This window comes from Rhizorhabdus dicambivorans (assembly GCF_002355275.1).
In the GTDB taxonomy this organism is placed as follows: Bacteria; Pseudomonadota; Alphaproteobacteria; order Sphingomonadales; family Sphingomonadaceae; genus Rhizorhabdus; species Rhizorhabdus dicambivorans.
The window spans coordinates 1,463,993-1,477,677 of sequence record NZ_CP023449.1 but is presented as its reverse complement, the minus strand read 5'-3'; the positions used below and the strand labels follow the sequence as shown (position 1 = coordinate 1,477,677).

The 13,685-nt window shown below is 61.1% G+C and carries 10 protein-coding genes; 3 read left to right on the top strand and 7 right to left on the bottom strand.

Features of this window, described 5'->3' with window-relative positions:
• Window positions 1-15: 15 nt before the first annotated feature.
• The 4 genes from CMV14_RS07040 to CMV14_RS07025 form a co-directional block, all read right to left on the bottom strand.
• The gene (locus CMV14_RS07040; RefSeq protein WP_238147218.1) at window positions 16-750 is read right to left on the bottom strand and encodes an enoyl-CoA hydratase/isomerase family protein; all 735 of its coding nucleotides are present in this window, start codon (window positions 748-750) and stop codon (window positions 16-18) included.
• 58 nt (window positions 751-808) lie between these two features.
• Entirely contained in the window at window positions 809-1,975 is a 1,167-nt protein-coding gene (locus CMV14_RS07035) for an acyl-CoA dehydrogenase family protein (RefSeq protein ID WP_066960621.1), read from the bottom strand.
• Window positions 1,976-2,122: 147 nt separating this feature from the next.
• Complete coding sequence (locus tag CMV14_RS07030) at window positions 2,123-4,588, bottom strand: TonB-dependent receptor (RefSeq protein ID WP_176489010.1); 2,466 nt, start codon at window positions 4,586-4,588, stop codon at window positions 2,123-2,125.
• A gap of 82 nt (window positions 4,589-4,670) precedes the next feature.
• A complete protein-coding gene (locus tag CMV14_RS07025) occupies window positions 4,671-5,456 on the bottom strand; it encodes an SDR family NAD(P)-dependent oxidoreductase (RefSeq protein ID WP_066960627.1) in 786 nt (261 codons plus the stop codon).
• Window positions 5,457-5,752: 296 nt separating this feature from the next.
• Between CMV14_RS07025 and CMV14_RS07020 the strand changes: the two genes are divergently transcribed.
• Genes CMV14_RS07020 through CMV14_RS07010 form a run of 3 tightly spaced genes read left to right on the top strand, consistent with a single transcriptional unit; the run spans window position 5,753 to window position 9,456 of the window.
• Complete coding sequence (locus CMV14_RS07020) at window positions 5,753-7,207, top strand: NAD-dependent succinate-semialdehyde dehydrogenase (protein ID WP_238147217.1); 1,455 nt, start codon at window positions 5,753-5,755, stop codon at window positions 7,205-7,207.
• Between the two features lie 13 nt (window positions 7,208-7,220).
• The gene (locus tag CMV14_RS07015; protein WP_176489011.1) at window positions 7,221-8,552 is read left to right on the top strand and encodes an MFS transporter; all 1,332 of its coding nucleotides are present in this window, start codon (window positions 7,221-7,223) and stop codon (window positions 8,550-8,552) included.
• A 31-nt stretch (window positions 8,553-8,583) separates the two neighbouring features.
• Window positions 8,584-9,456, top strand: coding sequence for an IclR family transcriptional regulator (locus CMV14_RS07010; RefSeq protein WP_176489012.1), 873 nt, complete (start codon window positions 8,584-8,586; stop codon window positions 9,454-9,456).
• 79 nt (window positions 9,457-9,535) lie between these two features.
• Here the strand turns inward: CMV14_RS07010 and CMV14_RS07005 are convergent, their stop codons facing one another.
• The 3 genes from CMV14_RS07005 to CMV14_RS06995 form a co-directional block, all read right to left on the bottom strand.
• Entirely contained in the window at window positions 9,536-10,666 is a 1,131-nt protein-coding gene (locus CMV14_RS07005) for an NAD(P)-dependent alcohol dehydrogenase (RefSeq protein ID WP_066960634.1), read from the bottom strand.
• A 64-nt stretch (window positions 10,667-10,730) separates the two neighbouring features.
• Entirely contained in the window at window positions 10,731-12,164 is a 1,434-nt protein-coding gene (locus tag CMV14_RS07000; protein ID WP_238147216.1) for an aldehyde dehydrogenase family protein, read from the bottom strand.
• Between the two features lie 46 nt (window positions 12,165-12,210).
• On the bottom strand, window positions 12,211-13,641 hold the full coding sequence (locus CMV14_RS06995; protein ID WP_096367685.1) for an FAD-dependent oxidoreductase: 1,431 nt from the start codon (window positions 13,639-13,641) through the stop codon (window positions 12,211-12,213).
• Between the last annotated feature and the right edge of the window lie 44 nt (window positions 13,642-13,685).

Below are 13,685 nucleotides of genomic sequence, written 5' to 3'. Positions count from 1 at the left end.
CCGCTACAATATCTGTCATCGTCCGGTGAAGTTTCCGTGCCGCCGGTCGGCCACCGCACGGACACCTTCTTCAAAGTCGTCGCTCACGCGCAGCAGCCGCTGCGCGGCGAGTTCGGTTGCAATGCTCCCTTCAAAACCGGCAACCAGATCAGCCCTGATGGTCTGGCGGGTCGCGGTCACGCCAAGGGGCCCATTTCCAGCGATTTCCATGGCAACGCCCAGCCCATGATCGAACAGCGCGTCCGGTTGGGCCAGCCCATCGATCAAACCCCAGTGGAGCGCCTCTTCCGGCTTCAGCCGGCGGCCGGTCAGAAGCATCAGCGAAGCCCTTTGCGCGCCCACCGCGCGCGGCAGGCTGTAGGTGAGCCCAAGGCCCGGATGAAAGGAAAGCTTCACGAAATTGGCGGCAAAGCGCGCCTCGGTCGAAGCGATCCGAAAATCGCATAACAGGGCCAAGCCCAGGCCTGCTCCGATGGCGGCCCCCTGAATGGCCGCGACGATCGGCTTGCGCAGCCGAATGATACGGGCGGCTTCCCCATATAGGCGCGATGCCTGGGTCATATCATCATCGGCGGAACGGCCGCCGCCTGTAAAATCGGCGCCAGCGCAGAAGCTCTTGCCCGCCGAGGTGAGGAGCGTGACACGCACCTGACTTTCCGCGTCCGCGGCGGCGAGACAATCCGCCAAAGCGGCCATCATCGCCGGCGAAACATGATTATGGGGCGGGTTGTCGATCGTGATGACCGCCACCGGCCCCTGCAACCGCAGGCTTACTCCATCCCCCCAAAGCTCTTGCACGGCGTGTCCCCTATCGCCTGGTGCCGAGGAGCCGGCGCGCAACCACCCATTTGTGGATCTCGGTCGGGCCGTCATAGATTCGCATCGTGCGCAGCTTGGACTGCATCAGATGGAGCGGCAGATCCTTGGTCATGCCCATCGCCCCGAATAGCTGCATCGCGTTATCGACGACTGCATAGGCCATCTCGACAGCGAACCATTTGATCATGGAGATTTCGGAACGGACATCTTCGCCCTGATCGATCTTCCATGCACAGTCATAGACCATCAGTCGCGCGGCATGAATCTTGGTAGCAGCCTCGGCGATCCAAAACTGCACCGCCTGACGTTCCGACAGCGGAACGCCGAAAGTGGATCGCTCCGGCGCGAAGGCGATCATCATATCAAGTGACCGCTGAGCCATGCCCACCGCCCACGCCGCCATCTGCACCCTTCGCGTACCCAGGCGAGTCTGCATCGGCGCGAAGCCTTCACCTTCGCATCCAAGCAGTTTCCAGCCTCCGATCCGACAATTGTCCAAAGCGATTTCATAGCTCGTCTGCCCACCGATCATGGCGATGCGCCGCTCCAGCAGCAGCCCCGGCGTATCCCGATCCACGATGAAAGCAGAGATAGCGGGACGATCACCAGACGATCGCCCAGTCACGGCCATGACGATGGTGAAATCAGCCTTGTCGGCGCGGCTTATCCAGATCTTGCGGCCGTTGAGTATCCAGTCATCACCGTCTCGCGTGGCGCGTGTCGTCATCGCCATCGGGTCCGAGCCCGCCCCGGGCTCTGAAATCGCAATCGCCGAGACGAGCGTGCCCGCAACGTAAGGCGCGAGATAGGCTTCGCGTTGACGATCCGTGACCGTTTCCATCAACATGCGCAGGTTGGGACTATCCGGCGGCAGGCTGTAGGGAACGATCGACCGCCCGAGTTCCTCCTCGACGCCGACGATGGCGACCATCGGCAGGTTGGCGCCGCCGACATCTTCCGGCGCGTCGAGGCCAAAGAGGCCAAGCTCGCCGGCCCGCCGGTCCAGCCTTTCCTGCTCATGTCGATCGAGCGCAAAATCCCCACCGTCTGCCTCCCGCTTCAACAGTCCGGCTTCCAGAGGAAGAAGTTCATCAGCAACGAAACGCGCGACGAGTTCCTGGAGCATCCGCTGCTCGTCGCTGAGGGCAAAATCCATCGAATGGGAACCTCCAAGGGCGCCGGAAAGCGGCTACTTCAAAGCATCGGGACATCGATTTACCGATCCGATCAATCGAGTCAGACCGGATCGGCATCGAGGCTCGCCCCCGCAGGGCCGGATTCCCTGCGGAGACGAGCCGGTCGGTCAGAAACTTTTCTTGATGCTGGCGCCCAGCGTCCTTGGCGGTCCCATATAGGCTCGCAGCAGCGTAGCGCCCGTGGCAGGCACATTTCCACCCAGTGCCGAAGCGAGCAACTGCTGGAAGCTGTAGTTATAATAATGCGCGTTGGTCAGGTTCTGCCCATATATCGATAGTGTCCAGCTACGATCCGGGCTGATCAGATTGATGCGAGCGCCGAAGAGCGTGCGGCTGGCCACGATCCCTTGGGGATTGGCGTCATTCGACGTGTACATCCGATCGGTGTAGCTGACATCGCCTCTCGCCACGGCCTTGAAGCCGCCGAGGAATGTCGGCGTCTCATATTCGACTGCGCCATAGAGCGTCCACTTCGGTGCGAATGAGGTCGGACGGCCAGTGAGGTCCTGAACCCTCGGACAGGAATTCGCCGCGCCGGTACAACCGGGCAGGCCGGGCGCATTCACATTGCGGCTATATACCGAGTCGATATAGGCGCCGGAAAATTCGATCTTGAAGCGATCGACAGGCAATATCTGCCCCTCGAACTCGGCACCACGAGCCCGGATATCGCCCGCATTGCGAACGAGAAAGGTGACGCCATTGAAGGACTTGTCCTGAAAATTGTGCAGGTCCGTCTGATAGAGATTGGCGTTCAGCACCAGGCGCCGATTGAGCCACGCGCTCTTTATGCCCGCCTGATATTCGGTCGTCGTCTCGGCATTGAAGGTTCGATCCACACGCGTAAGCGCAGGCGCGCCACCGCTCTGATTGAATCCACCCGACTTGTAGCCTGTCGAGTACGAGGCGAATGTCATCACGCCATCGGTGGGTTCCCAGCTGAGATTGAAGCGCCAGGTCGGGCGGTCCTTGCGGAAGCGCAAGCCCGTGGTGAGTTCCGATGCGCGAACGATGGTCGCCGCCGAATTGTTGATTGTCTGCTCGAACCGGCCGTCCTTTCGATCGAAGGTGCCGCGCGCGCCGACCGTCAGCACGAGTTGGGGTGTCAGCTTGAAATCCGCCTGCGCATAGGCCGCCAGGCTTTTCCCGAGCTGGTTGAAATTGCCGACCGAAGCCGCAAGCTGAGGGCTGGCCAGGCAAGATGGGATACCTGCTGACCTGCCGAGAAGCGGAAGGATGAAGCTGCAGAACTGGGAACCGAAATCCAGCGTCTCGGTCGTCTTGTACCGCTCGCGGAAATAATAAAGGCCCAGCACGAAATTAAATCGTCCGTCGAGCAGTTCGTCCTTGGGCGACAGGATCTGCAGTTCATGGCTCTGGTTAGTGCTTGAATAGCGCCCACGACGATTGAGGATATCGAGTGGCGTCATCATGATGTCGCCATCGGTCTGGCGATTGTGCCACTCGCGGTAGGCGTTGATCAGGCGAAGAGTGTAGCCTTTGCCGAACTGCAAACTCATATCACTGACGACACCGCCCTGCCGGTCGTTGAGCGTCGGATCGTCGAAACGCTGGTTTGCTCGATAGGTGGGCCGATCGGATATCGTCGGAGCATTCGCCGGCCCACCCAGCCTGCTGACATAGGACGCGAGCTGGGCCGGCGTCGCGCTGCTCGCATAGACCTGGGCAAGATTGAATCCATCGCCACCCATCTTCGCATAGTCAGCGCGAACCACCCACGTCAGATTGGGCGTGATCTCCCACTTGGCGGACAGGCGTCCGGCGAGCGTGTTCGTGCCGCCATATCGCCGACCGTCCAGATTGTTGCGGATATAACCGTCGAAGCTCTTGTAGAAACCGGCAGCACGCAGAGCGAAGTTATTGCTGACCGGCACATTGCCGATGAGCTGCAGCTTATATTCGTTGTAGCTCCCATATTCGACATAGGCCTCACCCGATGCCTTGGTAAGAGACGGCGCGTTCGTCGTCAGCGAGATGGCGCCGATGGCCGAATTGCGGCCGAACAGCGTACCTTGCGGTCCACGCAGCACCTCGATCGAGGAGACGTCCAGGAAGCTGGTGAGCATCGCACCCGGCCGCGCGATATAGACGCCGTCGATATAGGAAGCGACGTCTGGATCGATGGCCGAATTGGCGATCGACCCGAACCCCCGGATCCGAATGACCGCGCTGGAAGCCTGCGAATTGGATGTGAAGCTCAGATTCGGTACAATCTTCTGAAGTTCGGTGATGTTCGTCACGCCGGCTTGTTCGAGCTGTCCGCCCGACTTGGCGATGATCGAAAGCGGGACCTTCTGGATATTCTCCGCACGCTTCTGCGCCGTCACCACGATATCCTGCATGCCCGTACTCACCAGCTCCGCTGCGGCGCCATTGGCCCCCTCCGCCTCAACTGCCGCCGCTGGGGGCGCATCGTTGGCTGCTGCCGCGAAGGTGGCCGACGACCACGCCATAGACGTAGCGACCGAGGCCAACAGAGCGCACATCCGAGCGGATCGCGTGCGCCCTTGCGCCAGTTTGATGTCGGCCAATGCTGTGGTGATCATACTCATGATTTCAACTCCCCTATCACTTGGCCCGTCTTGCTCAGCGGGCTTGCCGTTAGTTGTTGGTGCCTGCCCGCCGCTCCGGGCGTCAGATGCAGGCGGTTCCTCCGCCATCCACGTCGATGCAGGTGCCTGTGATGTACGAGGCGCGATCGGAGCAAAGAAAGGCTACTAGCCCGGCCACCTCGTCGGGCCGGCCTGCCCGCGCCAGCGCAACCGATTCCCGGGAGGAGCGGGCAGCCGTCTCCTGCGACGATCCATTGATTTCGGCGCTCTGTTCGAGCAGGCTATCCATGCGTCGGGTCTGAATGGGCCCTGGATTGACTCCGATGACGAGGATGTTGCTCGCCGCAAGATCGTCTGCCAGCGCCTTGGTGAAGTTGAGCAGGGCGGCATTTACGGCTCCCCCGACCATGTAGGTCGATCGTGGCTGCCTTCCGCTCCTGCCCACGATGTTGATGATGCGCCCGCTGCTCCGTGCGCGCATGGATGGCACCAGTTCTCGGCTACAGCGCACATAGCCCATCAGCTTGAGCTCGAGCGATTTGGCCCAGGCCTCGTCCGGCATGTGCTCGATCGTCCCCATGGGAGAAGAGCCCGCATTGTTGACGAGGATATCGATCGAGCCCAATTCACGCTCGACCATCTGGATGCTACGACGGACTTCATCCGAGCGGCTGATATCGGCTGCAACAGCAAAAGCGCGTCCACCCTGGGCACGAATTTCGCCCACGCTGGCGTTCAGTTGATCGGGGTCCCGCGCCACCATGCCAACTGCAACGCCCTCTTTAGCTAGTTCCGATGCAATAGCAAAACCGATCCCTCGACTTGCTCCCGTCACAAACGCGACCTTATCTCTCAAATGGAGATCCACCTATGTCCTTCCCAATTTTCCCGAAAACTTATTGCACCCGCGATTGTGGCGGAGATGATTTCACCATCGCGCCCTTATACTTTTCCGGTTTAGGTAATCTGTCGAGGTCGGGACGAGGCCAAACCTTCAAAACCACATATGTGGTTTCCAATATGCGGCCCGGCCTGAATGGACGGGTCGCCTTGCGAAGCGTCAGCAAACCGATGCATCTGCAGGTTCAAGCCCCGTATCGAAGCGGGACCCTGAAAATCCGCCTTCGGCCCGAGTGCCGAATAGCGCGATGCAAATCCGAGGATGTGACCGAGGTGACCAAATCGACCTATCCCGATACGCAGCTTCTCATCGGCGGCCGCTGGCGCGATGGCGGGGCAGGCAGGGTGATTCCGGTAATCAATCCAGCGACGGAAGAACGGATCGGTGAGGTCGCGCATGCCGAAGAGAGCGATCTCGCCGATGCCGTCAGGGAAGCGGAGGCCGGTTTTCACATATGGCGCGGCACGCCCGCAGTCGAACGATCGCGCGTGTTGCGTCGTGCTGCCGAACTGATACGCGAACGCAGCGAGGACATCGCTCGCCTGATGACGCTTGAGCAAGGAAAACCCCTTTATGACTCGCGCGGCGAGGTCATAGGTTCAGCCGATATCGTGGACTGGATGGCGGACGAGGCGAAGCGCATCTACGGGCGGGTTGTGCCGGCCCGTACCTCGAGCACCTATCAATTGGTCCTCAAGGAGCCCGTCGGCGTCGTAGCAGGCTTCACGCCCTGGAACTTCCCTGTGAGCCAGGTAGCGCGAAAAGTCGGTACCGCGCTTGCCGCCGGCTGCTCGATTATCCTGAAAGCGGCTGAGGAAACACCGGCGGCACCTGCCGCCATGGTCCAGGCGTTCCTCGACGCAGGATTGCCAAAGGGCGTGCTCAATCTCGTTTATGGGCGCCCGGACCAGATATCGGAACGGCTCATCAGCGATCCGGTGGTCCGCAAGATCACCTTCACCGGCTCGACCCAGGTCGGCAAGCACCTCGCTGGCCTCGCCGGCCAGCACATGAAGCGGGCCACCATGGAACTTGGCGGGCATGCCCCGGCGCTTCTTTTCGAGGATGCAAACGTCGAGACCGCCGCGGCCGCGCTGGTCGGCTGGAAGTTCAGAAATGCCGGGCAGATCTGTGTTTCCCCGACCCGCTTTCTCGTTCACGAACGGATCCATGACGATTTCGTCCAGGCTTTCGTCTCGAAAAGCCGGGCTCTTCGGATTGGCGACGGAATGGATGAGGGGACGCAGATGGGGCCGCTTGCCAATCCTCGGCGTGTGACGGCGATGGAGGAAATGGTGGCGGATGCGGCCCGGAAAGGCGCCCGCCTGGAAACCGGCGGCAAAAGGATAGCGAATAAGGGCTATTTTTACGAACCGACCGTGCTCACCGGCGTGCCTCGTGAGGCGCGGGCGATGAACGAGGAGCCCTTCGGCCCGCTTGCTCTAATATCGAGCTTCTCATCCTTTGACGAAGCCATCGCCGAAGCCAATCGGCTTCCCTACGGACTTGCGTCCTTTGCTTTCACTGGATCGACGCTGACCGCGACGAACGCTGCATCCGCGATCGAAGCTGGCATGCTGTCCATCAATGGTTTCGGCATCGGACTTCCCGAAGTTCCCTTCGGCGGTGTCAAGGATTCCGGCTATGGCTCGGAGGGCGGCACCGAGGCCATCGACGCCTATCTGGCCACCAAATTCGTCAGCCAGACGGCGGCTTGAAAAAGGGACGTTGATGACGATCACGCCATCCGGACGCAAAGATTTGATGCCGACAAAGACGCCGGCGGCGAGCACTTTCAGCCAACGCACGCTGTTATCCGAAACCGGATTGTCTACCAGCGCCCGTGATGAAACGCTCAGATCGGGCGCAATGCTGCTGGCAACGTCGTTGATCGGTCTCCTGATATCGCAGTTGCACACGAATACGCTCGGCCTGTTCATGGAGCCGATCAGCCAGGATCTGGGTTGGTCCCGCACGCAAATCTCTCTGGGCATAACCATTGTAAGTGTCATTTCGGTCGCAATGGCGCCCATCATCGGCCATCTCGTCGATAGTGTCGGCGCGCGCGTGATCGCGCTCATCGGTTCCTGCGTGTATTGCGCGGGATTCGCGCTACTCACTCTCGGAGCATCCACCCCGTTGAGCTGGGTACTCTGCTGGGGCGTCGTGTCCCTGGGCACCGTTTGCATGAAACCCAATGTATGGGCCACCACGGTCGCCGGCCGCTTCAGGACAAGGCGGGGAATAGCGATGGCGATCGCCTTCTGCGGAACCGGCGTAGGCATAGCGTTCGTGCCGACGCTGACAATGAAGCTGATTGCCGTCTTCGGCTGGCGCGCGACATTCCCCATATTGGGCATCGGTTCCGCAGTCATCCTGCTACCGCTGGTTTTCTTCTTCTTTCGGGATGCCTCCGATCTCGGACGAGCGAAAGCGAAGACCAAATCCGAGCGAGCCGCAATTCCGGGCATATCGATCCGCGGCGGTCTACGGTCGGCTGCCTATTGGCAGATCACCCTCGCCGCGCTTCTCGCCACGCTGCCGCTCGGTGCGCTGATCGTGGATCTCGTGCCCATGTTGACCGAAAGGGGTATTGGCCGGTCGGAAGCGGCCATGTTGGTTGGCTGCGCAGGGCTGGCCTCGATCGTGGCCCGCCTCTGCTGTGGCGCCTTGCTCGATCGCGCCGACATTCGCCTGATCGGCGCAATGACCTTCCTGTTGCCGATCGTCGGTTGTCTTATGCTCCTGCCATTCGATCAGTCACTGGTCTCGGCCGTCATTGTCGCGATATGCGTCGGCGCCGGACTGGGAGCGGAGATTGACGTGATCGCCTATGCGATCGCCAGCTACTTCGGCATGCGGCATTACGGACTGCTGTTCGGGATCGCCATGGGCACGATCAGCTTCGGAGCGGGTGTCGGCCCTCTCATCGCCAGCATGTTGTACGACCAGCATCAGACCTATCAGTTCGCCATCATGTCATGCATTCCAGCCCTGTTCGCTGGAGCTATGCTCCTGCTGCTCCTGCCAGCAAAAGCACCGTTCCGTCCCAATCGCCATTGAATCGACAGGAGCGGCTTCCCAGCACTCCGCGATGCGGTACAATGAATCCATGACGGAAACAGCGATCGAGGATGGAGACGTACCACTGTCCGGCAGCACCGAGCTCGGGCAACAGCTCCGGCCGGTAAATCGCGTAGGCGCCATCATCAAATCGACGCAGCGCACGCTGGAAATACTGGAATTGTTCGACCTCGTCAGGGGTGAACTCACCGCCATCGAGGTCGGCCGGCGCCTGGGCTATCCGCAATCCTCCGCCGCTGCTTTGCTGCACAGCCTCGAGCGTATGGGATATCTGGATTATTCCCGCGAAACACATGGCTACCTCCCCTCCTTTCGCGTCCTGTTGCTCGGCTCCTGGCTCGAAGGCACACCCATTCGCGAAGGACGCCTGCGTCGGATGCTGGAAGAAACAGCGAACGAAACGGGTTGCACGGTGATGTTGGCGGCCCGCTTCAGTATCTATTCGCAATATCTCCACGTCGTCCTCGGCGGGGGGGAACTGGGTTATTACCTCGCAGTGGGGTCGCGCCGCCTGCTGGTCCAGTCCGCCACAGGATTCGCGTTGCTCCGCGATGCATCAGACGATGAGGTCCGCCGATTGGTCCGGCGCGCTGCGGCCGAAGCCGAAGATGGGCGCCAGCATTCGGAACGTGACGCTCTTGCGAATATTCAATTGCTTCGCGAAAATGGCTATCTTTTCGTCCAGGGTCTCGTCGCACCCGGCTATGGCGCCATTGCTATCAGGCTCCCGGACAATGTCGATCCCAGAGGAAGGCCACTCGCCGTGGCGGTCGGCGGTCAGTCGGAAGACCTTGTCAAGCGGAAGGAAAAGATCGTGGAGACAATCCACCGCCTGATCCAAAACCATTTTCCGATTTCAGCGGAAGATCAATCACTTGCCTGAAAATTGTTTTGACAGGTGATAGTCCGTCTCTTCGAACTAATGCGATATCGGATTTTATATTTTCCAGATGATATCATGATCATTCCCAGCAGATGATGGGCTTGATCACGGCTCCCGAAAGACTGTCATCGATTGCCGCCTCAATCTGCTTATACGGATAGGTTTTTATAAGTCGGTCGAAAGGGAAATCTCCCTTCGCAAAATGGCTCAATATACGGTTGATGTTACTAGCTGCCGATCTCCCACCTTCAGCGACGCCGCATATGCTTTTGGAACTGAGGATCATATCCTTTACACTGAGAGTGAGCCCATCCGCTTCGGCATGAGAGACCAGCGCCGCGATACCGCGCTGGGCAAGAACCCGCACAGCGTCCCCCATTACAGCCAGCCGGCCAGTCGTGTCGATCGTCCGGTCGACGCCATCAGGCGCTATGGCGCGCACGGCTTCGGCCAGATCCTCACACCCTGCATCGACGACATGGGTCGCACCGAGCGACCGGGCGAGTTCCAGTCGCTCGGGCACACGGTCGATGGCGATGATTGTCGACGCGCCGGCGATGCGGGCCGCCATCAGCGCGCTGAGACCGACGGCTCCCGAACCGAAAACCGCGAAACTCATGCCGGGCTGAACCTGCAGGATATTCCACGATGCGCCGGCACCCGTCATGATCCCGCAGCCAAGAGGCCCCAGAAGAGCGAGCGGCAGATCCTTCGATACCTTCACGACGTTGCTGCGATGCGTGATCGAATATTGTGCGAAAGAGGATTGCCCAAAGAATCGATCGTTCAATACGCCGCCATCATGGCCTTGCAGGGCATGGCTCCCATCGGGCCTGGCACCGGAAAAACATAGCCGGCCAGCGGACCTGCAGCTCGATTCATGCCCGGACGTGCATTCGCGGCAGGCACCACATGTCAGGTAGGTCATGACGACATGATCGCCCGGCGCCACATCATGTACCTCGGCGCCGACAGCCTCCACCACACCGCTCCCTTCATGGCCGAGAACGATCGGCAAAGGGCTAGGCAGACGCCCTTCAAGACCATTGATATCGGTGTGACAAATTCCCGTCGCGACGTTCCGGACGAGAATTTCGTCCGCGCGGGGCGGCGTGATAATCACCTCTTCGAACCGTATGCCGCCATGCGGCTCACGGACCACCGCCGCCTGCATGAGAAAGGCCTCTGTTCCCCGCCGATTCTCTTTCATTGTGCCGCCCCGCTCTCGTTCGACGTGGAAAGGAGAAATGCTTGCTGCGATCCCGCCGCCGCGCTCACGCCTGGATGTCGACCACCTGAGGCTCCATGTAGGTCTTGGCCCCCACGACCGACATGACGCGGCCGAGGCCCGATTCCTTGGCCCCTCCGAAAGGCGCATCGACACTCGGCTCAAGATGTTTGTTGACCCAGGCGGTACCCACCTCCAGCCGCCTGGCGAGCGCATAGCCGCGCTTGACATCACTCGTCCAGATCGAGCCGCTCAGTCCGTAAGGGCTATTGTTCGCGCGTGCGATGGCATCGTCGATATCGGTGTATCGAACGATCGGCAGCACCGGTCCGAACTGCTCCTCATCAACGAGGCGCACACCATCGGATATACCGGTGGCGATCGTCGGCGGGATGAAATAACCATCCCGCGCCAGGGCCTCTCCCCCTGTCTCGAAGACCGCACCATGCGCCGCGGCATCCTGCATCAGTTCGATTACCCGTTCATATTGCATCTTGTTCTGGAGCGGCCCCATCGTCACTCCCGGCTCGAGCCCGTCGCCCAGCTTTGCCTCGATCGCCAGTTCGACCAGCGCAGCTCGCATGTCATCGAACTTGCTTTCATGCACGTAGAGCCGCTTGATCGCCATGCAGACCTGACCGCTATTGAGGAAGGCCGCGCGAAAGATCCGGGGGGCGGCCGTCGCGACATCGACATCGTCCAGCACGATCGCCGCGTCATTACCCCCAAGCTCTAGCACGATACGCTTCAAGCCATGCGTGGAAGCCGCCGCACCGATCCGCTTGCCGGTCGCGGTCGAGCCGGTGAAAGTGATCATATTGATCCCGGGATGCTCCACCATCCACGCGCCGAGGTCGTTGCCACCCGAAAGGATGTTCAGCACGCCCGCGGGCAATGTTTCCGCCGCGATCTCACCAAGCATCAACGTCCCGAGAGGCGTATAAGGCGAAGGCTTGAGCACCATCGTATTACCCGCCTGAAGCCCCTCCGCGATCTTCCCCGCGGCCATCGTAATCGGCACATTCCAAGGGGTAATCGCCCCCACCACGCCGAGCGGGCGATAGTGAAGCTCCCGCCGAACACCTTCAGCTTCGAAGATCAGTTCCGGCTGTACCTCGACCCGCGATACCGCTTCGATCAAGCGCGTCGCGCCCAATATTTCGCGGGTGGCATGTGCGAACGGCTGTCCCTGCTCGCGGGTGAAGACATTTGCGATCTCTGCAGCCTGTTGCCTTATGCCCTCTGCGAATCTGCCGAGGTGATGCCGCCGCTCCTCGTCGGATAGCCCACCCCACCCGGGCTGGGCACGCCTGGCTGCAGCGACGGCCTCATCGAGTTGCGTCCGCGATGCATCGGGCGCCTGCGCGAATACCGCCCCGCGAGCAGGGTCGACGATCCCGAACTCGGCTGCGCCTTCCTCCAGCCGGCCATCGATCAGCAGCGCATAACGACGGCTGTCCGGCATCAGAACGGTCGACATCGAAATCTCCTTCAATTCAGGGCCACAGCACCCGAACAATCGCTTATCATTCAGCTACTTGGCGCGTTCCCATGGAAGCGCTGACAGGATCGCGCAGGATAGCGCCTTGGCTCCGAAGAGCTTGCTGGATATCCACGACAGACAATGCCGCAACCGGGATGGAACCGTCCACGGCCAACGCTGCTGCTGCGCCTGCGGCGTGGCCGGTGAGCCAGCATTGCGGAATTTCGCGCATGAAGCTTTGCGAGGATGCGTCGGCGGAGAGGTGCCGGCCGGCGACGATCAAGCGATCGGTCTTTTGGGGAAGGAGGCTGCGGAACGGCACCGAGACGCTGTCGAACTTGGGAGCGAGGCTGGGGCTGATACCGACCTCGTCGGCATGAACGACGCCGCTGCGCCAGTCGTCGCGGGTCATCTGCGCCAGTCCCACCAGCCGCCGGGTCTGCCGGATCCCGATCTGCGGCGCGCTGAGCGCGATCCACGCATTCTCGAAACCTGGCGCATGCTTGCGATACCAGGCGAGCAGCTCGACCATCTTGTCGCGCGAGCGCAACTCGACCTCGGTCAGATCGCGAACGTCCAGGCCGTCATAGCCCGCCCAGCGAGGGCCCATGAACACCGCCACGTCATTGCGCCAGGCTGGACCGGGCGGTTCGAGCTGGCCTACCGCGGCACGCCCGGCGGCGACAAAATCCTCATAGGCATCCGAGTTCCGGAAGGCGAGCCAACGCTCATTGTCCGTCCCCGCGAACAGCCAGGCGGTGTTGATGCATTGCTGGATACTCGATTCCTCGATGTCCGAAGCACTTCGTTCTCCAGCCGCAGCGAAGATGTCGCCATCGCCCGTCGTATCGATCACCACCTTGGCCTTCGCGGCGAAGCGGCCCTGCTTGCTTTCGAAGATAACCCCGTCCAGCCCGTCGTCACCGACGATCGGGGCCGATGCCCAGGCATGGAAGAGGATTTCGACGCCCGCCTCGCGCACCATGTCGAGCGAGAGTTGCTTCAGCGCCTCGGGATCGATCATCGGCGCCCAGGTGACGATGTCGTGAAATGCGGAGTGCCGGGGCCGCCATTTGGCGACGATATCCTGTTCCCGGCTTCCCCATTCCTTCGCCGACGGGCCGAGAATGGCGTCGGCCGGCAGGCGGTCCATCATCTCGCCGCCGATGCCGCTGATCACGCGGTTTCCGTCCCAATCGGTCATCCGGTCGATCCAGATCACCAGGCCGCCGGTCGAAAGCCCGCCGAGATGATTATAGCGCTCGACCAGCAGCACGCGCGCACCCAGCCGGCCTGCGGAGATCGCGGCCGCGGTCCCCGCCGGCCCGCCGCCCACCACCAGAACATCCACGTCGAACAGAACCGGCACCCGACGCTCCGGTTCGACGATATGGCCTTGGGCGCCGCGCTTACGGCTCGCGCGATCCTTCGTGATCTCGCTTCTGAAGAACTGGTCGCCGCTCTGGCTTCCCATGATCAATCCTTTGATACTGAATAGGGCGCGAAACTCGGACTCGT

What these genes read in the sequence shown, in the direction of transcription:
- CMV14_RS07035 (WP_066960621.1), bottom strand. Translation starts at nt 1,975, where the DNA reads ATGGATTTTGCCCTCAGCGACGAGCAGCGGATGCTCCAGGAACTCGTC.
- CMV14_RS07030 (WP_176489010.1), bottom strand. Translation starts at nt 4,588, where the DNA reads ATGAGTATGATCACCACAGCATTGGCCGACATCAAACTGGCGCAAGGG.
- CMV14_RS07015 (WP_176489011.1), top strand. Translation starts at nt 7,221, where the DNA reads ATGACGATCACGCCATCCGGACGCAAAGATTTGATGCCGACAAAGACG.
- CMV14_RS07010 (WP_176489012.1), top strand. Translation starts at nt 8,584, where the DNA reads ATGCGGTACAATGAATCCATGACGGAAACAGCGATCGAGGATGGAGAC.
- CMV14_RS07005 (WP_066960634.1), bottom strand. Translation starts at nt 10,666, where the DNA reads ATGAAAGAGAATCGGCGGGGAACAGAGGCCTTTCTCATGCAGGCGGCG.
- CMV14_RS07000 (WP_238147216.1), bottom strand. Translation starts at nt 12,164, where the DNA reads ATGTCGACCGTTCTGATGCCGGACAGCCGTCGTTATGCGCTGCTGATC.
- CMV14_RS06995 (WP_096367685.1), bottom strand. Translation starts at nt 13,641, where the DNA reads ATGGGAAGCCAGAGCGGCGACCAGTTCTTCAGAAGCGAGATCACGAAG.